General features: G+C 71.2%; 22 protein-coding genes, 3 tRNA genes and 1 pseudogene. 24 read left to right on the top strand and 2 right to left on the bottom strand.

Features of this window, described 5'->3' with window-relative positions; translation table 11 throughout:
* Positions 1 to 10 precede the first annotated feature (10 nt).
* From WCD74_RS11480 to WCD74_RS11460, 5 genes are all read left to right on the top strand, one after another.
* Positions 11 to 83 (top strand) — tRNA-Thr (locus tag WCD74_RS11480).
* Positions 84 to 132: 49 nt separating this feature from the next.
* A tRNA-Met gene (locus WCD74_RS11475) sits at positions 133 to 208 on the top strand.
* A gap of 38 nt (positions 209 to 246) precedes the next feature.
* The gene (gene rpmG / locus WCD74_RS11470) at positions 247 to 411 is read left to right on the top strand and encodes a 50S ribosomal protein L33 (RefSeq protein WP_230756020.1); all 165 of its coding nucleotides are present in this window, start codon (positions 247 to 249) and stop codon (positions 409 to 411) included.
* A 13-nt stretch (positions 412 to 424) separates the two neighbouring features.
* Complete coding sequence (locus WCD74_RS11465; protein ID WP_337694974.1) at positions 425 to 874, top strand: FAS1-like dehydratase domain-containing protein; 450 nt, start codon at positions 425 to 427, stop codon at positions 872 to 874.
* Positions 871 to 1,290: a MaoC/PaaZ C-terminal domain-containing protein gene (locus tag WCD74_RS11460; RefSeq protein ID WP_337694973.1), complete on the top strand. Its 420-nt coding sequence runs from the start codon at positions 871 to 873 to the stop codon at positions 1,288 to 1,290. Before WCD74_RS11465 ends, WCD74_RS11460 begins: the two co-directional genes overlap by 4 nt.
* Before the next feature lie 10 nt (positions 1,291 to 1,300).
* Here the strand turns inward: WCD74_RS11460 and WCD74_RS11455 are convergent, their stop codons facing one another.
* Together WCD74_RS11455 and WCD74_RS11450 are read right to left on the bottom strand one after the other, a co-directional pair.
* A complete protein-coding gene (locus WCD74_RS11455; protein WP_337694972.1) occupies positions 1,301 to 2,170 on the bottom strand; it encodes an SGNH/GDSL hydrolase family protein in 870 nt (289 codons plus the stop codon).
* A 14-nt stretch (positions 2,171 to 2,184) separates the two neighbouring features.
* The gene (locus tag WCD74_RS11450; protein ID WP_337694971.1) at positions 2,185 to 3,435 is read right to left on the bottom strand and encodes a pyridoxal phosphate-dependent aminotransferase; all 1,251 of its coding nucleotides are present in this window, start codon (positions 3,433 to 3,435) and stop codon (positions 2,185 to 2,187) included.
* Positions 3,436 to 3,623: 188 nt separating this feature from the next.
* Here WCD74_RS11450 and WCD74_RS11445 point away from each other — a divergent pair.
* The 19 genes and pseudogenes from WCD74_RS11445 (at position 3,624) to rpoB (ending at position 25,159) form a co-directional block, all read left to right on the top strand.
* Positions 3,624 to 3,696 (top strand) — tRNA-Trp (locus WCD74_RS11445).
* Between the two features lie 81 nt (positions 3,697 to 3,777).
* Positions 3,778 to 4,149 carry a preprotein translocase subunit SecE gene (gene secE, locus WCD74_RS11440; RefSeq protein WP_337694970.1) on the top strand — a complete coding sequence of 124 codons (372 nt, stop codon included), beginning with the start codon at positions 3,778 to 3,780 and terminating at the stop codon, positions 4,147 to 4,149.
* A gap of 163 nt (positions 4,150 to 4,312) precedes the next feature.
* Positions 4,313 to 5,227, top strand: coding sequence for a transcription termination/antitermination protein NusG (gene nusG, locus WCD74_RS11435; protein ID WP_373696065.1), 915 nt, complete (start codon positions 4,313 to 4,315; stop codon positions 5,225 to 5,227).
* 78 nt (positions 5,228 to 5,305) lie between these two features.
* The gene (rplK, locus tag WCD74_RS11430) at positions 5,306 to 5,740 is read left to right on the top strand and encodes a 50S ribosomal protein L11 (protein ID WP_337694968.1); all 435 of its coding nucleotides are present in this window, start codon (positions 5,306 to 5,308) and stop codon (positions 5,738 to 5,740) included.
* Between the two features lie 87 nt (positions 5,741 to 5,827).
* Complete coding sequence (rplA, locus tag WCD74_RS11425) at positions 5,828 to 6,538, top strand: 50S ribosomal protein L1 (protein ID WP_337694967.1); 711 nt, start codon at positions 5,828 to 5,830, stop codon at positions 6,536 to 6,538.
* Positions 6,539 to 6,877: 339 nt separating this feature from the next.
* A complete protein-coding gene (gene rplJ / locus WCD74_RS11420) occupies positions 6,878 to 7,474 on the top strand; it encodes a 50S ribosomal protein L10 (protein ID WP_337694966.1) in 597 nt (198 codons plus the stop codon).
* Between the two features lie 74 nt (positions 7,475 to 7,548).
* Positions 7,549 to 7,938 carry a 50S ribosomal protein L7/L12 gene (gene rplL, locus WCD74_RS11415; RefSeq protein ID WP_337694965.1) on the top strand — a complete coding sequence of 130 codons (390 nt, stop codon included), beginning with the start codon at positions 7,549 to 7,551 and terminating at the stop codon, positions 7,936 to 7,938.
* Positions 7,939 to 8,288: 350 nt separating this feature from the next.
* A pseudogene (locus WCD74_RS11410) lies at positions 8,289 to 9,341 on the top strand (ABC transporter ATP-binding protein); the annotation flags it as partial.
* A 737-nt stretch (positions 9,342 to 10,078) separates the two neighbouring features.
* Entirely contained in the window at positions 10,079 to 10,873 is a 795-nt protein-coding gene (locus WCD74_RS11405) for an MlaE family ABC transporter permease (RefSeq protein ID WP_337694964.1), read from the top strand.
* Positions 10,874 to 10,921: 48 nt separating this feature from the next.
* Positions 10,922 to 11,761, top strand: a complete 840-nt coding sequence (locus WCD74_RS11400; RefSeq protein ID WP_337694963.1) for an MlaE family ABC transporter permease — start codon at positions 10,922 to 10,924, stop codon at positions 11,759 to 11,761.
* A complete protein-coding gene (locus WCD74_RS11395; RefSeq protein ID WP_337694962.1) occupies positions 11,758 to 13,239 on the top strand; it encodes an MCE family protein in 1,482 nt (493 codons plus the stop codon). Before WCD74_RS11400 ends, WCD74_RS11395 begins: the two co-directional genes overlap by 4 nt.
* Positions 13,236 to 14,288 carry an MCE family protein gene (locus tag WCD74_RS11390; protein WP_337694961.1) on the top strand — a complete coding sequence of 351 codons (1,053 nt, stop codon included), beginning with the start codon at positions 13,236 to 13,238 and terminating at the stop codon, positions 14,286 to 14,288. Before WCD74_RS11395 ends, WCD74_RS11390 begins: the two co-directional genes overlap by 4 nt.
* Positions 14,285 to 15,499, top strand: a complete 1,215-nt coding sequence (locus WCD74_RS11385; RefSeq protein WP_337694960.1) for an MCE family protein — start codon at positions 14,285 to 14,287, stop codon at positions 15,497 to 15,499. Before WCD74_RS11390 ends, WCD74_RS11385 begins: the two co-directional genes overlap by 4 nt.
* 3 nt (positions 15,500 to 15,502) lie before the next feature.
* On the top strand, positions 15,503 to 16,822 hold the full coding sequence (locus WCD74_RS11380; protein WP_337694959.1) for an MCE family protein: 1,320 nt from the start codon (positions 15,503 to 15,505) through the stop codon (positions 16,820 to 16,822).
* Positions 16,819 to 18,138 (top strand): MCE family protein, encoded by a 1,320-nt coding sequence (locus WCD74_RS11375; protein WP_337694958.1) that lies wholly within the window; start codon positions 16,819 to 16,821, stop codon positions 18,136 to 18,138. The genes WCD74_RS11380 and WCD74_RS11375 overlap by 4 nt, the downstream gene beginning before the upstream one ends.
* 1 nt (position 18,139) lies before the next feature.
* Positions 18,140 to 19,528, top strand: a complete 1,389-nt coding sequence (locus WCD74_RS11370) for an MCE family protein (RefSeq protein WP_337694957.1) — start codon at positions 18,140 to 18,142, stop codon at positions 19,526 to 19,528.
* Positions 19,494 to 20,138, top strand: a complete 645-nt coding sequence (locus WCD74_RS11365) for a hypothetical protein (protein ID WP_337694956.1) — start codon at positions 19,494 to 19,496, stop codon at positions 20,136 to 20,138. Before WCD74_RS11370 ends, WCD74_RS11365 begins: the two co-directional genes overlap by 35 nt.
* Positions 20,139 to 20,153: 15 nt before the next feature.
* Complete coding sequence (locus WCD74_RS11360; RefSeq protein ID WP_337694955.1) at positions 20,154 to 21,242, top strand: hypothetical protein; 1,089 nt, start codon at positions 20,154 to 20,156, stop codon at positions 21,240 to 21,242.
* A 434-nt stretch (positions 21,243 to 21,676) separates the two neighbouring features.
* On the top strand, positions 21,677 to 25,159 hold the full coding sequence (rpoB, locus tag WCD74_RS11355; RefSeq protein WP_337694954.1) for a DNA-directed RNA polymerase subunit beta: 3,483 nt from the start codon (positions 21,677 to 21,679) through the stop codon (positions 25,157 to 25,159).
* Positions 25,160 to 25,162: the final 3 nt, after the last annotated feature.

Raw genomic sequence — 25,162 nt, 5'->3', positions numbered from 1 at the left:
AGGCGGACTGGCCCCTTTAGCTCAGTCGGCAGAGCGTCTCCATGGTAAGGAGAAGGTCTACGGTTCGATTCCGTAAAGGGGCTCGGTGACGAGGAGGCCGGCGGGCTGGGTCCGCCGGTTTCGTCATGCCGTGGCGGTGTAGCTCAGGTGGCAGAGCAAACGGCTCATAATCGTTGTGTCGCCGGTTCAAGTCCGGCCACCGCTACCACGACCGAATGATCGCGTAGTACTCGAGAGGACACTCCCATGGCCGCAACCGACGTGCGCCCGAAGATCACGCTCGCGTGCGAGGAGTGCAAGAACCGCAACTACATCACGCGCAAGAACCGGCGGAACGACCCCGACCGGCTCACGCTGAAGAAGTTCTGCCCGAACTGCGGCACGCACCGCGGGCACCGCGAGACCCGCTAGGAACCGCGCCGCTGTGGCCCTGGATGCCTCCTTCGTCGGCCGCAGCTGGCCGGCGCGCACCTACCGCGTGGGTGCCGAGAAGATCCGGGAGTTCGCGACGGCGGTCGGCGCCACCGACCCCGTGCACGTCGACGCCGCGGCGGCCCGGGCCGCCGGGCACGCCGACGTCGTCGCCCCGCCGACGTTCCCCGTCGTCTTCACGTGGGAGGCGACCCGCGAGGTCGTCGACGACCCGGCGCTCGGATTGGACTTCACCCGGGTCGTGCACCGCGACCAGTCGTTCGAGGTGCACCGCCCGGTGGTGGCGGGCGACGTGCTGACCACGGTCGTGAGCGTCGCCGAGATCAAGGAGCTGGCGGGCAACGACGTCGTCACCTTCCGGTGCGACGTGACCGATCCCGACGGCGAGTCGGTGCTGGTCACCTCGGCCACGCTCGTCGGCCGGGCCGGGGAGGGTGCGTGAGCCTCCCCGCGGTGGCGGTCGGCGACGAGCTGCCCGGCCACGAGGTCACGCTGACCCGCGCCGACCTGGTCCGCTACGCCGGCGCATCCGGTGACCTCAACCCGATCCACTGGAGCGAGCGCACGGCCACGGCGGTCGGCCTCCCCGGCGTCATCGCGCACGGGATGCTGACGATGGCGCTGGCGGCGCAGTTCGTGGCCGACTGGGCCGGTGACCCGGCCGCGGTCCGGTCCTTCTCCACCCGCTTCACCCGCCCCGTCGTCGTCCCCGACGACGACGAGGGCGCGCGGGTCTCGCTCGGCGCCACCGTGAAGGCCGTGGACGACGACGGGTCGGTCACGCTCGCCGTCACCGCCCACGGGCCGGACACCAAGGCCGTGCTGGGCAAGGCCCTGGCGGTCGTCCGCAGCCGCTGAGGCGGCCGGATCACTCCGCGGCGGCGTCCCCGACCGCGTCGACGACCGCGCGCGACATCGCCTCCGAGGCCGCGGCGTTCGGGTGGAACGGGTACGCGGGCGCGGTGGGCAGCAGGCCCTCGATCCACTTCACCCCCGGCCCCTGGCAGAAGTCGTGCCCGACGGTGGGCGAGTACGTGTCGACGTACGTGGCGTCCCCGGCCTCGGCCGACCGCTCGATCCGCGTGTTCAGGTCCGCGAGGACGCCGCGCAGGTACGCGACGTCCCCGGGGGTGATCGGCACGGCCGGGTAGCAGCCGAACCCGGACGCGGGCAGCACCGACGGGTAGCCGACGAGGGCGACCCGGGCGTCGGGTGCGCGGCGGTGCACCTCGCGCAGCACGCCGGCGAGCGTCGGCCCGAGGGCGGCGATGCGCTCGCGCAGCTGGTCGGTACCGCCTGCGGTCCAGCGGTCGCGGCAGGGCGTGCCGAACGGCAGGGCCGCGAGGCAGGTCCGCACGATCTCGCCGAACCCGATGTCGTTCCCGCCGACCTGCACGGTGACCAGCTCGGTGTCCTCCGACAGGGCCGCGTACTGCGCCGGGTTCACCCCGGCGCTCGTGGTCTGGGGGACCCGGAAGTCCGTCGTCGTCGCACCGGAGCAGCTGACGTCGGTGAGCGGGGCACCGAGCCGCTCCGCGACCCGGTGCGGGTAGTTGTTCACCGAGCGCAGGCAGCCGATCGGGCTGCCCGCATTCGTCCCGGTCAGCGGAGCGGCGGTGTAGGAGTCACCCAGCGCCACGTAGGGCCCGGCGTCCTGCGCGGACGCCGTCCCCGCGCTCCCGAGGACCAGCCCCGCGACGACGACCCCGACCAGCACCGACCGCCACGTCCGCTGCACCCGGGAAGGATCTCTCAGGACATCTCGCCGAGGAGATCGCCCATCCGGCTGACGCCGGTGCGGAGGTCGTCGTCGCCGAGGGCGTACGAGAGCCGGAAGTAGCCCGGCGTCCCGAAGGCCTCACCCGGGACCACGGCCACCTCGGCGTGCTCGAGGATCGCGGCGGCCAGGTCGACCGACGTCTTCGGGCGCTCCCCGCGCAGCTCCCGGCCGAGCAGCCCCTGCACGTCGGCGTAGGCGTAGAACGCGCCCTTCGGCGTGGGGCACTCGACGCCGTCGATGGCCGAGAGCATCTCGACGATCGTGCGCCGGCGCCGGTCGAAGGCGGACCGCATCTCGGCGACCGCGTCCAGCGGACCGGAGACGGCCGCGAGCGCGGCGCGCTGCGACACGTTCGCGACGTTCGAGGTGACGTGGGACTGCATGTTCGCCGCCGCCTTCACGACGTCCGACGGCCCGATCAGCCAGCCCACGCGCCAGCCGGTCATGGCGTAGGTCTTCGCCACGCCGTTCACGACGATGCAGCGGTCGGCGATCTCCGGCACGGCCACGGGCATCGAGACGTGCTCCGCCCCGTCGTAGACCAGGTGCTCGTAGATCTCGTCGGCGATCACCCAGATGCCGTGCTCGGCGGCCCAGCGCCCGACGGCCTCGACGAGCTCGCGCGGGGCGACGGCCCCGGTCGGGTTCGACGGCGAGCACCACAGCAGCACCTTGGTGCGCGGGGTGCGCTTCGCCTCGAGGGCCTCGACGGTGGGCAGGAAGCCGGTGGAGGCGTCCGTGTCGACCTGCACCGGGTTCCCGCCGGCCATCCGGGCGGCCTCGGGGTAGGTCGTCCAGAACGGCGCGGGCAGCAGGATCTCGTCGCCCGGGTCCACGATCGTCGCGAACGCCTCGAACACGGCCTGCTTGCCGCCGTTGGTGATCAGCACCTGCGAGGCCGGGATCTCCCACCCGGAGTCGCGCAGCGTCTTGGCCGCCACGGCCTCGCGCAGCTCGGGTAGGCCGCCCGCCGGCGAGTAGCGGTGGTTCTTCGGGTCGCTGCACGCGGCGATCGCGGCGTCGACGACCGGCTGCGGGGTGGGGAAGTCCGGCTCGCCCGCGCCGAACCCGATCACGGGACGACCGGCGGCCTTGAGCGCCTTCGCCTTCGCGTCCACGGCCAGCGTCGCCGACTCCGCGATCCCGCCGATGCGCTCGGAGATGCGGCGGTCGGAGGCGGCGGGGGCGAGTCCCCCGGAGGACGAGGGCGTGACTGCGGTCATGTCGTGGGATTCTCCCACCCGCTCCCGCGCGCACCCCCGGCAGGTCACCGACGTGCGCAGGGCCGTCGGGAACGGGGTCGACGGGGTGCCGTAGCATGGTCCGCACAGGGCGATGAGTCCTCGGTTCGGCGTGCGTGCGCGTCCGTGTCCGGGCTCTCCTCGCCCGGCGGCTCCCGACGGGCCGCCACAGGGGCGTAGCTCAATTGGCAGAGCAGCGGTCTCCAAAACCGCAGGTTGCAGGTTCAAGTCCTGTCGCCCCTGCAGCGCGACCGTGCAGGATCGAGAACGGCGCCCCGCGGCCCGCAGGTCGGTGCGCGGGAGGCCCGGGGTGAGGACGGAACAGTGAGCGAGGACCGCAGCGGCCGTGGGGCCGACCGGCCCGACGGCGACGACGCGCGTCCCACCACCGCCGCGGGCCGGCGCCGCCGGGCGGCCGACGGCGAGGACACGTCCTCGGGCTCGGCGATCGCCACCAAGGGGTCACCGACCCCGTCGCGGGACGGCCGGCCGTCCGGGTCCGAGGGCAACCCGCTGCAGCGGCTGCGCCGGTTCCTGCGGGAGGTCGTCGCCGAGCTGCGGAAGGTCCACTGGCCGACGCGGCGGCAGATCGTCGTGTACACGGTGGTCGTGCTGGTCTTCGTGGCCTTCATGGTCACGCTGGTGGGCCTGCTGGACGTCGGTTTCCAGAAGCTGACCTTCACGCTGTTCGGCTGACCGCCCGCCGGCACCTCCCGTGCGGCCCACCGCCGCACACCCGAAGGAAGTGAGACGAGAAGTGACCTCCGCAGATGTCCCCGCCACCGGGCCCGAGGGCGGCGAGCCCGAGCTCGTGGGCGAGTCCCGCACGCGCGGCGTGATCGTGCGCGAGGGCTCCGACCTGAGCACCGAGGAGGCCCCGGCCACCCTCGACGACGCCGAGGTCGCCCGGGCCGCCGCGCAGGCGCGCGAGGAGTCCGACGAGGACGACACGGACGCCGAGGACGCCGACTCCGAGCACGACCCCGAGGCCGACCTCGCCGCGGCTCGCGAGGCCCTGGGCGGCACCCCCGAGGAGGAGCCCGAGGACCTGCCCTCCCAGGCGGCCGGCACCGCGGACGCGGCCAACGTCGACGCCGAGGGCGCGCCGGTGGTGGTGCCGACCGAGCCCGCCGAGCCGGAGGAGCCCGAGGACCCCGTCAAGGCCCTCAAGGACTCGCTGCGGCTGGCCCCGGGCGACTGGTACGTCGTGCACTCCTACGCCGGCTACGAGAACAAGGTGAAGACCAACCTCGAGACCCGCGTGCAGACGCTGGACGTCGAGGACTTCATCTTCCAGGTCGAGGTGCCCACCGAGGAGGTCACCGAGATCAAGAACGGCCAGCGCAAGCAGGTCCAGCGCAAGGTGCTGCCCGGCTACATCCTGGTGCGGATGGACCTGAACGACGCCTCGTGGAGCGCGGTGCGCAACACCCCCGGCGTCACCGGGTTCGTCGGGGCGACGTCGCGGCCCTCGCCGCTGACCCTCGACGAGGTCGTCAAGTTCCTCCTGCCGCGCCAGGAGGCGCCCGCCAAGAAGGCCAAGGGCGGCGCCGACGCGGCCGCCGCCGCGTCCTCGGGCACGAGCGGCCCGGCGCCGGTCGAGGTGGACTTCGAGGTCGGCGAGTCGGTCACCGTCATGGACGGCCCGTTCGCGACGCTGCCGGCGAGCATCTCCGAGGTCAACGTCGACGCCCAGAAGGTCAAGGTCCTGGTGTCGATCTTCGGCCGCGAGACCCCGGTGGAGCTGGGCTTCAACCAGGTCTCGAAGATTTAGTCGTCCACCCCCAACTCCGCCCTGCGGCGTCCGGGCCGCGGGGCGAGCCCCGACGAAGAACGTGAGGAAGTCCGAGGCATGCCCCCGAAGAAGAGGCGACTGTCCGCGGTCGTCAAGCTGCAGATCAAGGCCGGTGCGGCCACGCCGGCCCCGCCGGTCGGCCCCGCGCTGGGTCAGCACGGCGTCAACATCATGGAGTTCTGCAAGGCCTACAACGCCGCCACCGAGGCGCAGCGCGGTCAGGTCGTGCCGGTCGAGATCTCGATCTACGAGGACCGGTCGTTCGACTTCAAGCTGAAGACGCCGCCGGCCGCGAAGCTGCTGCTGGCCGCCGCCGGTCTCCAATCCGGCAGCGCGACGCCGCACTCGAAGAAGGTCGGCTCGGTCACCGACGCGCAGGTCCGCGAGATCGCGCAGACCAAGATGGCCGACCTGAACGCGACCGACCTGGACCAGGCCGCGAAGATCATCGCCGGGACCGCCCGGTCGATGGGCCTGACCGTCTCCGGCTGAGACCGCCCAGCCGGAGCCCGTGGGAGGGCGTGCGCCGCCCGTGACCACACCTGATCCGAGAACGAACCCCCGAAGGACGGACAGCAGATGAAGCGCAGCAAGGCCTACCGCCAGGCCGCCGAGCTGATCGACGAGGAGCACCTCTACGCGCCCCTCGAGGCGGTCGAGCTCGCGAAGAAGACGGCGAACACGAAGATGGACGCGACCGTCGAGGTCGCGATGCGCCTCGGGGTCGACCCCCGCAAGGCCGACCAGATGGTGCGCGGCACGATCAACCTGCCGCACGGCACCGGCAAGACCGCCCGCGTCATCGTCTTCGCGACCGGTGACAAGGCGACCGAGGCCGAGAACGCCGGCGCCGACGTCGTGGGCTCCGACGACCTGATCGAGCGCATCCAGGGCGGCTGGCTGGAGTTCGACGCCGCCGTCGCCGCGCCCGACCAGATGGCGAAGGTCGGCCGCGTCGCCCGCATCCTCGGCCCGCGCGGCCTGATGCCGAACCCGAAGACCGGCACGGTCACCCCGGACGTGGCCCGTGCGGTCTCCGACATCAAGGGCGGCAAGGTCAACTTCCGCGTGGACAAGCAGGCGAACCTGCACCTGGTCATCGGCAAGGCCAGCTTCGACGCCGAGAAGCTCGTCGAGAACTACGGGGCCGCCCTCGACGAGATCCTCCGGGCGAAGCCGGCCGCCGCCAAGGGCCGCTACGTCAAGAAGATCACCGTGACGACGACGATGGGCCCGGGCATCCCGGTCGACCCGAACCGGACGCGGAACCTGTCCGCGGCCGACGCCTGAGTCACCCCCCGTCGACGGCCCGGACCACCCCCGACGTCGGGGGTGGCCCGGGCCGTCGCGTATCCTGGTCAGGACAACCCGGCGGACCCGTCCGCCGGTATCGTCACCGAGTTCCACCCGAGACCGCTGGTCTCCTCCCCCGCCCCGGCGGGAGAGGACGAAGGTCCGCTCGCCGGACGGCCCGCGCAGGAGGACGAGGTTCGCGATGCGGTGGCCCCTGGTGGGGTCCGCCCCTCTCACCGAGCCCCGTGCGCCTGCGCACGGGGCTTTCGTCGTTCTCGGGCCCGTCGTTCTCGGGGAAGCACCGTCCGTACGCCCGAGTGAGGAGAGGAGGCGCGGATGGCTGAACGTGCACCGGCCGCCGACAAGGTGGCCGCCGTCGCCGAGATCGCCGCGGAGTTCCGCGACGCCTCGGCCATGGTCGTCACCGAGTACCGGGGCCTGTCGATGAAGCAGATCACGCAGCTGCGTCGTTCGCTGGGCTCCGACGTGACCTACGCCGTCGCGAAGAACACCCTGGTCAAGCGGGCTGCCGCGGACGCCGGGGTCGAGGGGCTGGACGACCTGCTCGTCGGGCCCACGGCGATCGCGTTCGTGTCCGGGGAGCCCGTCGACGCCGCGAAGGCGCTGCGCGAGTTCCAGAAGGACAACAAGGCGCTGGTCGTCAAGGGCGGCTACATGGAGGGGCGTCCCCTCTCCGCCGCCGAGATCGACAAGCTGGCCGACCTCGAGAGCCGCGAGGTCCTGCTGGCGAAGCTCGCGGGCGCCATGAAGGGCAACCTCGCGAAGGCCGCCGGGCTGTTCAACGCCCCGGCCTCGCAGATCGCCCGGCTCGCCCAGGCCCTGCAGGACAAGCGGGCCGCCGAGGGCAGCGGGAGCACCGAGGAGGCCGTCGCGGCGGTCGAGTCGGCCGACGCCGCCGCCGCCGACGCCTGACGGGTCCACCCCGACCCACCCCACCAGCCCGCCCGGTCACGGACCGGGCGTCGTACGAGGAAGGAACCGCCACCATGGCGAAGCTGTCCACCGACGAGCTGCTCGACGCCTTCAAGGAGATGACGCTCCTCGAGCTCTCGGAGTTCGTGAAGCAGTTCGAGGAGACCTTCGAGGTCACCGCGGCCGCCCCGGTCGCCGCGGCCGCCGCCCCGGCGGCCGGCGGTGCCGCCGCGCCGGTCGAGGAGGAGAAGGACGAGTTCAACGTCGTCCTCGAGGCCGCCGGCGACAAGAAGATCCAGGTCATCAAGGTCGTCCGCGAGGTCGTCTCTGGCCTGGGCCTCAAGGAGGCCAAGGAGCTCGTCGAGAGCGCCCCGAAGCCGATCGTCGAGGGCGCCACCAAGGAGGCCGCCGAGGCCGCCAAGGCGAAGCTCGAGGAGGCCGGCGCGAAGGTCTCCCTGACCTGATCGAGCGCCACCACGCGCCCTCCCCGAGGTGAGGGCGCAGCACGACCGCACCACGACGGGGCGGGGTCCACCAGGACCCCGCCCCGTCGTCGTTGCTCCGTCAGGAGCAGTGAAGATGGACTTCGGGTCACCCGTTCGTCGCGGTCGCGCATCGTCCGTACGGAGGGGACATCCCTGGCGGGTGAGCCGGGTTACCCGTCCAGTAACCTCCCCTCGCACCCGTCGTTGTCGATGTGATGCCCGACTCCTCGGGCCGTCGCGCCGTGGTCGGGCGCACAGCTCGATCCGGTCGAGGACGTGGCCGGTCGCGAACGGCGAGGTCGGACACCAGGCCGGGAGGAAATCAGCACATGGGTGGCGTCGAGGTCGGGATCAAGAACCTCTCGAAGTCGTTCGGGAGCTCGAACATCTGGTCCGACGTCACGCTGACGCTGCCGGCCGGTGAGGTCAGTGTCCTGCTCGGCCCGTCGGGGACCGGTAAGTCCGTCCTGCTGAAGTCGATCATCGGGCTCCTGAAGCCGGAGAAGGGCTCGATCTTCATCCACGACACCGACCTGGTGCGGTGCTCGGAGTCGAAGCTCTACGAGATCCGGAAGCTGTTCGGCGTGCTGTTCCAGGACGGCGCGCTGTTCGGCTCGATGAACCTCTACGACAACATCGCGTTCCCGCTGCGTGAGCACACCCGCAAGGGCGAGTCCGAGATCAAGGACATCGTCATGGAGAAGCTCGACCTGGTCGGGCTCGGCGGCGCGGAGGACAAGCTCCCCGGCGAGATCTCCGGCGGGATGAAGAAGCGCGCCGGGCTGGCCCGCGCGCTCGTGCTCGACCCCGAGATCATCCTGGTCGACGAGCCGGACTCCGGCCTGGACCCGGTGCGCACCGCGTACCTCAACCAGTTGATCGTCGACCTGAACACCCAGCTCGACGCGACGATCCTCATCGTCACCCACCACCTGGGCACCGCGCGCTCGCTCCCGGACAACATCGGGATGCTGTTCCGCCGCAACCTGGTGATGTTCGGCCCGCGCGAGGTCCTGCTGACCTCCGAGGAGCCCGTGGTCCAGCAGTTCCTGCAGGGCCGCCGCGTCGGTCCCATCGGGATGTCCGAGGAGAAGGACACCGCCCAGATGGAGGCCGAGATGGAGGAGCTGAAGAAGCAGGGGGGCAGCGCGGAGTCCGAGGAGTCGTTCATCGACCCGCAGCTGCTGCCCACCGAGGGCCTGGGCGAGCGCAAGGCGACACAGCGCCGCAAGGACCGGGTCATGCAGATCCTCCACACGCTCCCGGAGAAGGCGCAGTCGGCCATCCTCGAGTCGCTGACCGAGGAGGACATGGAGCGGTACGGGATCTCGCGGGACCAGGACCGCACCGAGCTCATCGAGGTCACCCGGGACAACCCTCCGGAGGACGCCGACCCGTTCGGGTACCAGGCGATGGAGGAGAACCAGACCGAGTCGATGGTCGAGGGCAGCCCCGGCGGCGCAGGCGAGGGCGAGGGCGACCAGGCCGGCAGCGGTGACCCGAACGCCGACGCCGAGGCGCGCAAGGCCCCACCGGAGCCGCCGGAGTCCGACGAGCCGCTGGTCGGTGTGCCGGTCGACGACTACGCCGGAGGCACGGTGGTCCTGCCCCAGGCGGGCGAGCACACCAAGTCCGACGACGAGAAGGCCGAGGAGAGCGGCTCCGCTCCCGACGCCTCCGGCTCCAGCTCGGAGATGACCGAGACCGCGGCCGACGACGCCGGCACCGAGAACGAGGCCGACGACCAGGACTCCGACGACGACCAGCGCACCGAGCAGATCCCGGCCCAGAACGCCGCGGGGTCGCAGGGCGGGTCGTCGGACGGCGGGGGCTCGGACGGCGGGGGCTCGGACGGCGGGTCCGGGCAGGACGCCTCGGACGACGGCCCCACGCAGCTGGTCGCGACGCAGCCCGCGGGCTCCGACCGCGGGGACGAGCGCTCCGGGTGGGCCGCGCCGGCCGCGGCCGACGGCCAGGGGCAGGAGCTCTCGGCCGCCGACCAGCTGGCCGGAGGTGCGAACCCCCAGAACCCGCAGAACCCGCAGGAGACCCAGGGCGGGTCCCAGCACCGCGGGCGGTCCGAGGGCGGCCTGCGTCGCCTCTTCCGCCGGAGCGGCTCGTGACGTCACGCATCACGGCCGGGCGCTTCCCCGGCGCCGGTGCGCTCTCCGCCACGGGCAAGCTCTTCGCGCTCGGGCTGGACATCTTCGTCGGCATCTTCCAGCGGCCGTTCCAGACGAAGGAGTTCATCGAGCAGTGCTGGTTCATCTCGCGGGTCTGCATCCTGCCCGCGGCACTGGTCTCGATCTCCTTCGGTTCGGTCATCTCGCTGCAGCTGGGGTCCCTGATCCGGCAGTTCGGCGCCCAGTCGTTCTCCGGCGCCGCCAGCACCCTGGCCGTGATCCAGCAGGCCGCCCCCGTCATCTGCGCCCTCCTGGTGGCGGGCGCCGGCGGCTCGGCGGTCTGCGCGGACCTCGGCGCCCGCACCATCCGTGAGGAGATCGACGCGATGGAGGTGCTGGGCATCAACCCCATCCAGCGCCTCGTCGTCCCCCGCGTCCTCGCCGCGATGCTGGTGTCGGCGCTGCTGTTCGGCCTGGTCTCCATCGTCGGCGTCGCCGGCGGCTACTACTTCAACGTGGTCCTGCAGGGCGTCACCCCGGGCGCCTACCTGCAGGGCTTCTCGGCCCTCTCGAAGCCCAGCGACCTGCTGGTGGGCTTCATCAAGGCGGTCCTGTTCGGCCTCGCGGCCGGGGTCGTCGCGGCCTACCGGGGGCTGAACCCCTCGGGCGGGCCGAAGGGCGTGGGGGACGCGGTCAACCAGGCCGTCGTCATCACGTTCATCCTGCTGTTCGCGATCAACGTGATCGTGTCGGCCGTGTACCTGAACCTCGTCCCACCGAACAAGTTCTAGGCACGAACCCCTCATGCGGCTCGCTCCCCACACGGCCGGAGAAACACGATGGCAGTGATCACGCGTCGCGCCCGCGCGCTCGTGGACGGCCCCCTGGGCGTCCTCGACACGATGGGGGACCAGGCGGCGTTCTTCGCGAAGACGATCGGCTGGATCCCCCGCACCCTGCGGCGCTACAAGCGCGAGGTGTTGCGCCTCCTCACCGAGGTGGCGTTCGGCTCGGGTGCCCTGGCGCTCATCGGCGGGACGGTCGTCATCGTCGCGACCCTGACGTTCTTCACCGGCTCGGTGGTCGGCCTGCAGAGCTACTCGGCGCTCAACCAGATCGGCACCTCGGCCTTCTCGGGCTTCGTCACGGCGTACTTCAACACCCGTGAGGTGGCGCCCCTGGTCGGGGCGCTCGCCCTGTCCGCGACGGTCGGTGCCGGGTTCACCGCGCAGCTCGGCGCGCAGCGGGTGTCCGAGGAGATCGACGCACTCGAGGTCATGGCGGTGCCATCGCTGCCGTTCCTGGTGACCTCGCGGGTGATCGCCGGCTTCATCGCCGTCATCCCGCTCTACGTCATCGGCCTGGTCGCCTCGTACCTGGCGTCACGGCTGTTGGTGACGAACTTCTACACGCAGTCGTCGGGCACCTACGACCACTACTTCAACCTGTTCCTGCCGCCCGAGGACGTCGTCTACTCGTTCGCCAAGGTCCTCGTGTTCGCCTTCGCGATCATCCTGATCCACTGCTACTACGGCTACAACGCCGGCGGCGGGCCGGCCGGCGTGGGTGTGGCCGTCGGGAACGCGGTGCGGAACTCCATCGTCGTCTTCACCGTCCTGGACAACCTGTTGACCCTCGCCATCTGGGGCACCACGACGTCGATCCGGATCGCCGGATGACCGCCCCGACGAAGGACCTCCGCCCACCGCTCTCGTCCACCCAGCGCCGGCTGTACGGCATCGCCCTGCTGCTGATCATGGCGCTCGTGGTGGGGCTGTGCATCGCGCAGTTCAACAAGGTGTTCAAGCCGGTCGACATGGTCACGCTGCAGACCGACACCGTCGGCAACCAGCTCTCCAAGCAGGGTGACGTGAAGGTCCGCGGTGTCATCGTGGGCGAGATCCGCTCGGTCGAGTCCGACGGGCAGCGGGCGACCGTCCAGATGGCGCTCGACCCCGACGCCCTCACGGCGGTCCCGAGCAACGTCACCGCCCGGCTCATCCCGAAGACGCTGTTCGGCGAGCGCTACGTGTCGCTCGAGATCCCGCAGGACCCGACGGAGCGCCGGCTGCAGGACGGCGACCTGATCGGCCAGGACCGCTCGCAGAACGCGGTGGAGACCGAGCAGGTGCTGAACAACCTGCTACCGGTCATCCAGGCGGTCGAGCCGCAGAAGCTCTCCGACACGCTCGGCGCGGTCTCGCAGGCGCTGTCCGGCCGCGGCCAGCAGACCGGCGCGACGCTGGTCCAGCTGAACCAGTTCCTCACCGGGATCAACCCGTCGCTGCCGGACCTCATCAACGACCTGCGCCTGCTGGCGCCGACCGCGGACATCTACAACGCGGCCCTGCCGGACCTGCTCTCCGCGCTGGACAACCTCGTGACCACGAGCCGGACGCTGGTCGAGGAGCGGGCCGCGTTCGAGGCGACGTTCCGGTCGGTCACCTCCGCCTCCGACGTCACGACGACGTTCCTCGCGGCGAACCGCGCGAACATCATCGAGCTCAGCGCACGCTCCTACCCGGTCCTCGACCTGCTGCGCCGGTACAGCCCCGAGTTCCCGTGCCTGTTCCAGCAGCTCACGGACCTCACGCCGAAGATCAACGACGTCCTGAAGCCGGACACCGGGATCCAGATCGCGGCGGAGATCGTCATCGACCGCGGCAAGTACGTCCCGAGCGACGCGCCGGCCTACCGCGACACCCGCGGGCCGCGCTGCTACATCGTCAACGGCAAGGCGCCGCAGTACCCGCCGGGCGGCCCGTTCGCCGACGGGTCGTTCGCCCCGCCGGCCGCGAGCAACGCGGGCATGGACGTCACCGGCGGCGACAACGGCGGGATCCAGACCCGTCAGGCACCGCCCGCCGCGGCGGTCTCGCCCGACAACGCCGCGGGCAACACCGCGAGCGGCAACGCCGGCGTCGGCGCCCCGACCGGGACACCGGACGCGGGCGGCGAGGAGACCGAGGGCCAGGGCGCCGCCCGGATCGACGCGGCGAACATCGGCCTGCCGAACACCCCCAACTCGCCCGAGGAGCGCACCCTCGTGACCGAGCTGACCGGGATGCAGATGGGGCTCGCCCCGTCGCAGGTCCCCGCGTTCGCCCCGTACCTGACCGCATCGACGATGCGCGGCACCACGGTGGAGCTCGGATGAGGGGGGTCGTAGCCCCGCTGATCAAGCTGGGCATCTTCGCGATCGTCACCGTGCTGTCGGTGCTCCTGCTGCTCGGCACGATCCAGAACAACTTCTTCTCCTCGACCGAGGAGTACAAGGCGCGCTTCACTGACGCCTCCGGCCTGATCGCGGGCAGCGACGTCCGGATCGCCGGGGTCCGGGTCGGCAGGGTCACCGACGTGCAGGTCGTCGACCGGTCGGTCGCGGAGGTGTCCTTCGACGTCGAGGAGGCGCGGAAGCTCCCGGTCGGGGCGCGGTTCGCGATCAAGTACCAGAACCTCGTCGGCCAGCGGTACCTGGAGATCCAGCGCGGCAACGGCGCGATGAACCAGTTCCTCGCCCCGGGTGACACGGTGCCGGTGACCCAGACCCAGCCGCCGCTGAACCTGACCGTGGTGTTCAACGGCTTCAAGCCGCTGTTCCAGGCGCTGAGCCCGGACGACGTCAACAAGCTGTCGTTCGAGATCATCCAGGTGCTGCAGGGCGAGAGCGGCAACATCAACCAGCTGCTCGCGAGCGCGGCGTCGCTGAGCTCGACGATCGCCGACCGCGACGCCGTCATCGGCCGGGTCATCAACAACCTGAACCTGACGCTGGACACCGTGAACGCGCGGGACGAGAAGCTCTCGAGCCTGATCGTCTCGCTTCAGCAGCTCGTCACCGGCCTCGCCCAGGACCGGGTGGCGATCGGGTCGACGCTGCAGCCGATCGCCGACCTCACCCAGGTCACGGCCGGCTTCCTCGCCGATGCCCGCCCGCCGCTGCGGGACGACATCGTCAAGCTCGGCCAGGAGGCCGACATCCTCAACCGCAACCGAGGCCTCGTGGAGAACGCCTTGCGGAACATCCCGCAGAAGGCCAACAACTTCGGGCGGGCCGGCAGCTACGGGTCCTGGTTCAACTTCTACCTGTGCGCGGCGGGCCTCAAGATCGACACCACGCTGCCCGGTCCGATCCAGCTCCCCCTGCCGCCCAACATCGACATCTCCCTGCCGCTTCCCGGGACGGAGTACCGATGCAGCGGATGAAGCCGTTCCGGAAGCGGAACCCGATCGTCATCGGGGCGGTGAGCATCCTCGTCCTGGTGCTGCTCATCCTGGCCTCGCTGAACATCCGCGACCTGCCCCTGATCGGCCAGGGGGCGACCTACACCGCGCGCTTCGGCGAGGCGGCCGGGGTCCAGCCCGACGACGACATCCGCGTCGCCGGCATCCGGGTCGGCACGGTCACCGACGTCGCGCTCGACGGCAACGACGTGGTCATCTCCTTCAAGGCGCCGGACGCCTGGATCGGCGACCAGACCCGGGCCTCCATCGAGATCAAGACGCTGCTCGGGCAGAAGTACATCGCCCTCGACCCGGAGGGCTCGGAGGCGCTGAACCCGGATGTCGCGATCCCGCGGAGCCGCACGACCGCGCCGTTCGACGTCATCCAGGCCTTCTCGGACCTGACGACGACGGTGGAGAGCCTGAACACCGACCAGCTCGGCACCAGCCTCGACACCCTGTCGGAGACCCTCGACGGCGCGTCCGGCCCGATCCGCCCGGCCCTCGACGGGCTGTCCCGGCTGTCGCGGACGATCTCCTCGCGCGACCAGGAGCTCGCGAAGCTGCTGGCGAACACCCGGGCCACCACCCAGGTGCTGGCCGACCGCAACCGCGACGTCGAGCTGCTCATCCAGAACGGCAACCTGCTCCTCGGAGAGCTCCGCAGCCGCAAGGCGGCCATCGACGACCTGCTGAACGGCACGATCGCGCTCTCCAACCAGCTGCGCGGCCTGGTCGCCGACAACCGGGACACCCTCGGCCCGACGCTCGAGAGCCTCAACGGGGTCCTGACGACGCTGCAGGAGAACTCGGCGAACCTCGAGAACGGCATCCGCCTCCTGGCGCCCTTCGTCCGGGTGTTCGCGAACGTGGTCGGCAACGGCCGCTGGTTCGACGCCTACATCTGCAACCTGGACCCGCCGCTCGACCAGGCCTGCAACCCGGACGCCGCCGGCGGCAACCCCGCGGGCTTCCTCACCGACCTGCTCGGCAACATCTCGCCGAGCTCCCCCGTGATCACCGGCGCGGTGAACCAGCTCGGCGGGCCGCTGCTGCAGGCGGGCCAGGCGGCCGGGATCGACCTGAACACCCTGTTCCCGGGCGGCATCCCGCTCATCAACCCCGCCGCGATCGGTCAGCAACCGGCGCAGGCACAGACCCCGGCCCAGCAGCCGACCCAGGGAGGGGGCTGACCCGTGACGACGCGCCTTAAGACGCTGTTCGACAGCTTCGCCCGGACCCTCGCGATCGTGCTGATCGTCGCGCTCGTCGCGACCGCCGGCCTCTGGTACGCCCTGGAGCGCGGGAGCTCCCGGACGATCACCGCGTACTTCTCGAGCGTGGTCGGCCTCTACACGAAGAACACGGTCAACGTGAACGGCGTGCCGGTCGGCACCGTCGAGGACATCGTCCCGCAGGGCAACGTGGTCCGGGTCGAGCTCAAGGTCGACAACCGGGTGCCGATCGCCGCGGACGCGCAGGCCGTGATCGTCGCCCCGACGCTGGTGTCGGACCGCTACGTCCAGCTCGGCCCGAACTACACGGGCGGGGCGATGATGAACGACGGGGCCGTGATCCCCGTGCAGCGGACCGCGGTGCCTGTCGAGCTCGACCGGGTCTACAAGAGCCTGGACCTGCTGGCGACGTCGCTCGGACCGAACGCCGTCAACAAGGACGGTGCCCTCAACGGCCTGCTCCGCTCCTCCGCGAACGCCCTGGGCGGCAACGGCGAGGCGCTCAAGCAGACGATCACCGAGCTCGCGGGAGCGGTCGGCACGCTGTCGGACAACCGCGGCAACCTGTTCGCCACCGTCGACAACCTCGGCGTGTTCACGAACATGCTGGCCCGCAACGACGGCCAGGTGCGGCTGCTGAACAACCAGCTCGCCGACATCTCCGGCTTCCTCGCGGCCGAACGCGGCAACCTCTCGGAGGTCCTGCGGGTGCTGCCGCCGGCCCTCGAGGACGTCGAGGCGTTCGTCCGGGAGAACCGGGACGGGCTGCGGACCGACGTCGGCCAGCTGGCGAGCATCACCGACATCCTGGTCCGGCAGAGCCGGGCGCTCACCGAGTTCACGGACGCGGCCCCGCTCGCGCTGGGCAACCTCACGAACTCGTTCAACGCCAGCGGCGACACGCTCGACGTCCGACCGGTCCTCTTCCCGGGCTTCGACCTCCCCCCGATCAGTCGGGAGTCGATCCTCTGTGGACTCCTCGGCGGAGGCTTGCTGCCGCAGTTGCCGCCGGGGACTCCACTGCCGCCGCTGCTGCTGGCCGGGCAGGTCCAGTGTGCGACCCAGACCCCGGCGGGTGTGGACGCGCTCAACCAGGCGCTCGCGCCGTTCCAGGAACTGGCCGGCCTGCTCAACCAGAACCAGGCGGTGGCCCCGCTCGCCGCCGGAGTGCTGACCAACGCCACCCAGGCGCTGACGCCGCGCGAGGCGACGCAGGACCAGACCGCGCCCACGGCTCCGGGCCAGGGCCTGCTCGCGGGCCTGACGGGAGGAGGACGGTGACCACCCCACGCACCCCCCGCCGGTCCTGGCGGCTGGCCGTCGTCGCCGTGGTGGCGGCGGTCGGGCTGTCCGGCTGCGGGCTGCAGTCGATCCAGGAGGTGCCGCTCCCGGGCGGTGCGGCTCTGGGCGACGAGCCGTACACCGTGACCGCGCTGCTCTCCAACGTCGTCGACCTGGTGCCGAACGCCAGCGTGCGCACGAACGACGTCCCGGTCGGCGTCGTCCGCGAGGTCCGGCTGGCGCCGGACGGGTGGACCGCCGAGGTGACGATGTCGGTCAACGGCGACGTCGCCCTGCCGGCCAACGCGATGGCGAAGCTGCGCCAGACGAGCCTCCTGGGCGAGAAGTTCGTGGAGCTCGGCAACCCGGCCATCGGGGCGCCGCAGGGCCGGCTCGCCGACGGCGCGGTGATCCCGCTGGACCGGACGGACGTCGGGGCCCAGGTCGAGGAGGTCCTCGGTGCCCTGTCGCTGCTGCTGAACGGCGGCGGCGTCGAGAAGGTCCAGACGATCTCGCGGGAGCTCAACGCCGCGCTGTCGGGCAACGAGAGCCAGATCCGGGCGCTGCTGGACAACCTCAACGTCTTCGTCGGGACGCTCGACCAGCAGCGCGGCGACATCGTCCGGGCGCTGGACTCGGTCGACCGGCTCGCCGCGACGCTCGTCGACCAGCGCGCGAAGATCGCCAACGTCATCGACAACCTGCAGCCCGGCCTGGACGTGCTCAACGAGCAGCGCGGGCTGCTCGTCGGGACGCTCCAGGCCCTCCAGCGGCTCTCCGTGGTCGGCACCGACGTGATCAACCGGGCGGGCGCGAACACGATCGCCGACCTCTACGCGCTGCAGCCGATCCTGGCGAACCTGATCGCCTCGGGCGACGCGCTGCCCGGGTCGCTGCAGATCCTCCTGACGATCCCGTTCGCCGACAACGCGCTCAACGTCATCAAGGGCGACTTCGCGAACATCGACGTGTCCGTGGAGCTGTCGCTGAGCGGGCTGCTGCAGAACCTGCTCGGGGTCAACGCCGACACGACCAGCCTGACCCAGATCCTGAACCTGCTGCAGAACCGGCAGGCGGCCACGGGGGCCCCCGCGCTCGCCCTGCCGGGCGTGACCGGGCTCCTGCCGGGAGTGGGCGGCGCGACCGGGACCCCGGCGGGTGCCCAGACGCCCGCGGGCGCCGGGACGCCGCAGGGCACGGGAACCGGCGCGGGCACCGGCACGGGGACCGGTGCCGACACCGGCGACGGTGCCGGGACGACGCCGGACACCACCGGCGACACGGGTGGCGACGCCCCGGACGAGGGCGGGAACTGACATGACGAAGCAGATCCGGAACCTGCTGATCCTCTTCGTCGTCATCTCGCTCGTCGGGATCAGCTACATCGCCTTCCGCTACGTCGGTGCGGACTCGCTGGTCGGCCTCGGGCCGTACACGGTCAAGGTCGAGATGAAGGAGTCCGGCGGGATCTTCCCGAAGGCCTCGGTGAGCTACCGCGGGGTCGAGATCGGCAAGGTCGGCGACATGCGGATCACGCCCGGCGGCCTCGAGGTGGATCTGGAGATCGAGCAGGAGAGCCCGGACGTCCCCGCCTCCGCGGTCGCGGTCATCGCGAACCGGTCTGCGGTCGGGGAGCAGTACGTGGACCTGCAGCCGCCGCGCGACGGTGGGCCGTTCCTGGAGGACGGCTCGATCATCCCGGCCGATCGCGTCCGCACGCCGGTGCCGGTCGACGGGCTGCTCGCCAACCTGAACACGCTGGCGACGTCCGTGCCGATCCCGGAGCTGCGGACCACGGTCGACGAGCTCTACACCGCGTTCGACCGCACCGGCCCCGACCTGCAGCGCCTGCTGGACAGCTCCAACGCCCTCGTCGCGACCGCGATCCAGAACCTCCCGCAGACCACCCAGCTGCTGCGGGACGGGCGCGTCGTCCTCGGGACCCAGGCGAGCCTCGGGCCGCAGATCCTGTCCTTCAGCCGCGACCTGAACCTGTTCACCGCCCAGCTCAAGGCCGACGACCCGAACCTGCGCCGGCTCGTGCGGGCCGCCCCTCCGGCGGCTGCGCAGCTCGAGGCGCTGATCCGCGAGACCGGCCCGGACCTCTCCCGCGTCCTCGCGAACCTCCTGACGACCGTGCGGATCATCCAGCCGCGTCTGGCCGGGGTCGAGCAGCTGCTCGTGACCTACCCGGGTCTGTCCGCGGTGGCGCCCGCCGTCGTGCCCGGGGACGGGCGCGTGCACTTCGGGCTGGTCCTGAACATCCAGGACCCGCCGTACTGCCGGGACGGCTACCTGCAGCCCGGAGCCGGCTGGCGGCCCGCCACGGACCAGTCCTTCATCCCGATGGACACGCGGGTGTACTGCGCCGAGGGCGGCGAGGTGGACCCGCGCGGCGCCCAGCGCACGCCGAACCTGGACGGCAGCAAGCGTGGCGGGCTGCTGAACCCCAACGAGTACTACTACGGCCCGACGGCCCCGCCCGGCGCGTTCCCGAACATCACGCCGGTGCCCGCGACCCCCTACACGCCCGGCCAGCGACCCGCTCCCGCCCCCGGAAGCAACCCCGGGTCATCGGCGTCACAGGCCTCGTCGCAGAATGCAGAGCAGACCACCGCGTTCCCCGCAGCTTCGTCGTCCCCGGCTGACGTCCTGGCGAACTCCGGGCGCGGTGCCCCGCCGGTCATCATCCCTGGACTGGGCTGACCACGACCGGCGGGCCTCCCACCCCGAGGAGCTGAGGACCCTGCCCACGAACGACACGCTGGACAAGCCGGAGTCGTCGTCCACCCGACGCGGCCTGCGGGCCCCGTCGCAGCGCACGACGATTCGCATCCTGGCCGTCGCGACGGCCCTGGCGTTCGCCGCCGCCGTGGCGGCCGGCGTCTACTGGTGGATCGGGTCGCACGGCCCGACCGCGAACCAGGCCTACGACCGGGACGTCGCAGTGGACGCCGCGGAGCAGATCGTGGTCAACATCAACACGGTGCGGCCGCAGACGATCGACGCCGACCTGGCGGCCGCGCAGACGTCGCTGACCGACCCGATGCTCTCGGAGTACCAGAAGGTCCGCCAGCAGTTCGCCGACAGCCTCAAGAAGGCGCAGGCGTCCGTCGTCGCGACCCCCGCCGGGGCGTCGCTGACGGCCTTCGACGACGACCGCGGCACCGCCTCGGCCATCGTCGCGATCAACGTGACGGCGTCGAGCGCCAACCAGCAGCCCACCCAGAAGCAGCAGCTGTTCCAGGTCGACATGCAGCGGACCCCGGACGGCTGGAAGGCCTCCAAGGCCGCGCCGACCGCGGGCCAGAGCTAGAGGAGGGGAGCGTCGATGCCGCCCCGTACCCGCGCCACCACGACCACCGCCCCGGCCGGCCGCCGCCCGAAGGTCGCCGGCCTGCGTGACCCGCGCCGCCGGGGAGTGACCTCGGAGTCCCCCGTCGCCGACCGGGCCACCGACGACGTCGTCGACCACGAGGCCGTCGAGCCGGGCCCCGCGCCGGAGGCCGTCGAGGGGGACGCCACGTCGGCCCCGGACGACGAGCCGACCGCAACGACCGCAACGACCGCGTCGGCCGCGACGGACCAGCCGGCCACGACGGACGGGCCCGCCTCGGCGGCCGGCACGCCCGTCGTCGCGAACACCTCGGGCGACCCGGACGACTCGGTCGACCCGGACGACGCCGGCGACGCGCCGTCCCGGCCGACGCCGAAGGGCCGCCGCACCGGGCGCACGATGACCCCCGCCGCGCCGTCGGCGGCGGCCGCCCCGACCGGCCGCCGCGGCGGCACGGCCGTGCTGGACCGCCCGGCGCCGGCGCGGCCGTCCCGGCCCGGCACCGAGGCCGGCCCGTCCCGGCTCGCCCGGGCCCTCGCGTCGACCACGCGTCCCGTCGCCGCGCTCGGCGCCACCCCGAAGCGGCTCGTCACGACCCTGGTGGTCGTGCTCGTGCTGAGCCTCGGCCTGGGGACCTGGGCCCTCGTCGCGGCCCTCGCCGACCGTGCGGAGGGCACCCCGTACGCCAACCAGGCCGTGGTCGACGTCGGCGGCACCGCCGAGGTCGTCGGGCAGTCCCGGACGGCGATCGAGCAGATCCTGTCCTACGACTTCACCAAGCTCGACGACTCCGTGAACGCGGTGCGGACGCAGGCGACCGGCGAGTTCGGCTCGCAGTACCTGGCGGTGTTCGAGCAGACCATCCGCAGGCCGGCCACCGACCAGAAGCTCCGCCAGACCGCGAGCGTGCTCAACATCGGCGTGCAGCAGCTCTCCGGCGACCGCGCCACGCTCCTCGCGCTGGTGCAGTTCACCGCCGAGCGCACGACCAACGGGCAGACCACGAACGCCCCCGGTCTGCTCACGGTGCAGGTCGTCAAGGAGGACGGCCGCTGGAAGCTCAGCGAGCTCACGCCGGTCTGATCGCGCACCCGCGCACGCCCCCGAGCCCGGGAGGCGAACCCCACGATGGGGTCGTCTCCCGGGCTCGGTCGTGTCTGGGGTGGCTCTGACCTGCGGCGGAACACCGGCGGGTGCGGTCAGGCCGGGGGCGCGTCGGACTTGACGCGAGCGTGGTCACCGGTCACTCTGTTCCCAGCGCGAGACCCCCGACGTCCGACCCCGCGGTCGGGCCCGGCCCCCACGGACCGGCCCCCGCAGGCGCGTCACGGAGGGGGGCGTTCGACACGTGTCGGGCCTGTGGCTAGACTGTCGGATCGCGCTGCCTTCACGTGTGCCCACGTCATCCGTGGACCCCCGATCGGCCGCGCGATCCGGCCGCCCGGGGCACTGCGCTGCGTCTCAGGCGGACGAAGCTACTGACAGCGTCAGACAGCGTTGTTCCGGAAGGACGCATCTTGGCAGTTACCCGCGCCACCAGGTCCTCGAACCACCACGCTTCTTTCCCCGGGGCCCCTCTGCGGGTCTCCTTCGCCAAGCTCGACCAGCCGCTGGAGGTCCCCGACCTCCTCGACCTGCAGACCAAGTCCTTCGAGTGGCTGGTCGGCAGTGAGGAATGGTTCGAGCGCCGCGTGGACGCGGGCGAGGACTCCCCGGTCGGCGGCCTGGAGGAGGTCCTCGCGGAGATCTCTCCGATCGAGGACTTCTCCGGTTCGATGTCGCTGTCCTTCTCCGACCCGCGCTTCGACGAGGTGAAGGCCTCCGTCGAGGAGTGCAAGGACAAGGACATGACCTACTCGGCCCCGCTCTTCGTGACGGCCGAGTTCACCAACAACACCACCGGTGAGATCAAGTCCCAGACGGTCTTCATGGGCGACTTCCCCGTGATGACCGACAAGGGCACGTTCATCATCAACGGCACCGAGCGCGTCGTCGTGTCGCAGCTCGTGCGTTCGCCGGGTGTGTACTTCGACCGCACCGTCGACAAGACGACGGACAAGGACGTCTTCAGCGTCAAGATCATCCCGAGCCGCGGCGCGTGGCTGGAGTTCGACGTCGACAAGCGCGACACCGTCGGTGTCCGCATCGACCGCAAGCGTCGCCAGCCGGTGACCGTGCTGCTGAAGGCCCTCGGGTGGACCACCGAGCAGATCCAGGAGAAGTTCTCCTTCTCCGAGACGCTGCTCGCCACGCTGGAGAAGGACGCCACCGCCGGGCAGGACGAGGCCCTGCTCGACATCTACCGCAAGCTGCGTCCGGGCGAGCCGCCGACGCGCGAGTCGGCGCAGACGCTCCTGGAGAACCTGTTCTTCAAGGACAAGCGCTACGACCTCGCGAAGGTCGGCCGCTACAAGGTCAACAAGAAGCTGGGCCTCGAGGTCGAGCCGTCGACCGGCACGCTGACCGAGGACGACATCATCCAGACGATCTCCTACCTCGTGCGCCTGCACGCGGGGGAGACCGAGGTGGCGGCCGAGAACGGTGACACGATCCCGGTCGAGACCGACGACATCGACCACTTCGGCAACCGGCGCCTGCGCACGGTCGGCGAGCTCATCCAGAACCAGATCCGCGTGGGTCTGTCCCGGATGGAGCGCGTCGTCCGCGAGCGCATGACGACCCAGGACGTCGAGGCGATCACGCCGCAGACCCTGATCAACATCCGTCCCGTCGTGGCGGCGATCAAGGAGTTCTTCGGCACCTCCCAGCTCTCGCAGTTCATGGACCAGACCAACCCGCTCGCCGGGCTGACGCACAAGCGCCGGCTCTCCGCGCTGGGCCCGGGCGGTCTGTCCCGTGAGCGCGCCGGCATGGAGGTCCGCGACGTCCACCCGTCGCACTACGGCCGCATGTGCCCGATCGAGACCCCGGAGGGCCCGAACATCGGCCTGATCGGGTCGCTGTCGAGCTTCGCGCGGGTCAACCCGTTCGGCTTCATCGAGACGCCGTACCGCAAGGTCGTCGACGGGGTCGTCATCGACCAGATCGACTACCTCACGGCCGACGAGGAGGACCGCTTCGTCGTCGCGCAGGCCAACGCGCCGCTGGACGACGACGGCCGGTTCCAGGACGACCGCGTCCTGGTCCGCCGCAAGGGTGGCGACGTCGACCTCATCGCGCCGACCCGCGTCGACTACATGGACGTCTCGCCGCGCCAGATGGTGTCGGTCGCGACGGCGATGATCCCGTTCCTCGAGCACGACGACGCCAACCGCGCCCTCATGGGCGCGAACATGCAGCGTCAGTCGGTGCCGCTGCTGCGGTCCGAGTCGCCGCTCGTCGGCACCGGGATGGAGCTGCGCGCCGCGGTGGACGCGGGCGACGTCATCGCCGCGGACCGTCCGGGTGTGGTCGAGGAGCTCTGCGCCGACTACATCACGATCATGGACGACGACGGCCAGCGCGAGACGCACCGGCTGCACAAGTTCACGCGCTCCAACCAGGGCACGTGCATCAACCAGAAGCCGATCGTCTCCGAGGGCGACCGCGTCGAGGCCCGCCAGGTCCTCGCCGACGGGCCGTGCACCGAGGACGGTGAGATGGCCCTGGGCAAGAACCTGCTCGTGGCGATCATGCCGTGGGAGGGGCACAACTACGAGGACGCGATCATCCTGTCGCAGCGGCTCGTGCAGGACGACGTCCTGACCTCGATCCACATCGAGGAGCACGAGATCGACGCCCGCGACACGAAGCTCGGCGCCGAGGAGATCACCCGGGACATCCCGAACGTCTCCGAGGAGGTCCTGGCCGACCTCGACGAGCGCGGCATCATCCGCATCGGGGCCGAGGTGGCCGACGGCGACATCCTGGTCGGGAAGGTCACGCCCAAGGGCGAGACCGAGCTGACCCCGGAGGAGCGCCTGCTGCGCGCCATCTTCGGTGAGAAGGCCCGCGAGGTCCGCGACACGTCGCTCAAGGTCCCGCACGGCGAGACCGGCAAGGTCATCGGCATCCGCGTCTTCTCCCGCGACGACGACGACGAGCTCCCGCCCGGCGTCAACGAGCTGGTCCGGGTCTACGTGGCCCAGAAGCGCAAGATCTCCGAGGGCGACAAGCTCGCCGGCCGCCACGGCAACAAGGGCGTCATCGGCAAGATCCTGCCGGTCGAGGACATGCCGTTCCTCGCCGACGGGACCCCGGTCGACATCGTCCTGAACACCCACGGCGTGCCGCGACGCATGAACATCGGCCAGGTGCTCGAGACCCACCTCGGGTGGATCGCGAAGAGCGGCTGGGAGGTCGACGCGGACAACACCGCCGAGTGGGCCGTGAACCTCCCCGACGACATGCGCTACGTCGCGCCCGACACGAACACCGCCACCCCGGTGTTCGACGGCGCGCGGCAGACCGAGATCTCGGGGCTGCTCGGTTCGACGCTGCCCAACCGCGACGGCGTCCGGCTGGTCGGCGAGGACGGCAAGGCGCAGATCTTCGACGGACGGACCGGCGAGCCGTACCCGCACCAGATCGCGGTCGGCTACATGTACATCCTGAAGCTGCTGCACCTGGTGGACGACAAGATCCACGCCCGGTCCACCGGCCCGTACTCGATGATCACCCAGCAGCCGCTGGGCGGTAAGGCGCAGTTCGGTGGCCAGCGCTTCGGCGAGATGGAGTGCTGGGCGATGCAGGCCTACGGCGCGGCGTACACGCTGCAGGAGCTGCTGACGATCAAGTCCGACGACGTGCTCGGTCGCGTCAAGGTCTACGAGGCGATCGTCAAGGGCGAGAACATCCCCGAGCCCGGCATCCCCGAGTCGTTCAAGGTGCTGCTCAAGGAGCTCCAGTCGCTGTGCCTCAACGTGGAGGTGCTGTCCTCGGACGGTGCCGCCATCGAGATGCGCGACGGCGACGACGAGGACCTCGAGCGCGCCGCGGCGAACCTCGGGATCAACCTCTCGCGCAACGAGTCGCCCTCCGTGGACGACGTCGTCAACTAGCGC

Origin of the sequence: Actinomycetospora aurantiaca, from assembly GCF_037401875.1 — a bacterium.
Lineage (GTDB): Bacteria > Actinomycetota > Actinomycetes > Mycobacteriales > Pseudonocardiaceae > Actinomycetospora > Actinomycetospora aurantiaca.
Note: the sequence above shows the minus strand (reverse complement) of the source record. Positions and strands in the feature narration are given on the sequence as shown.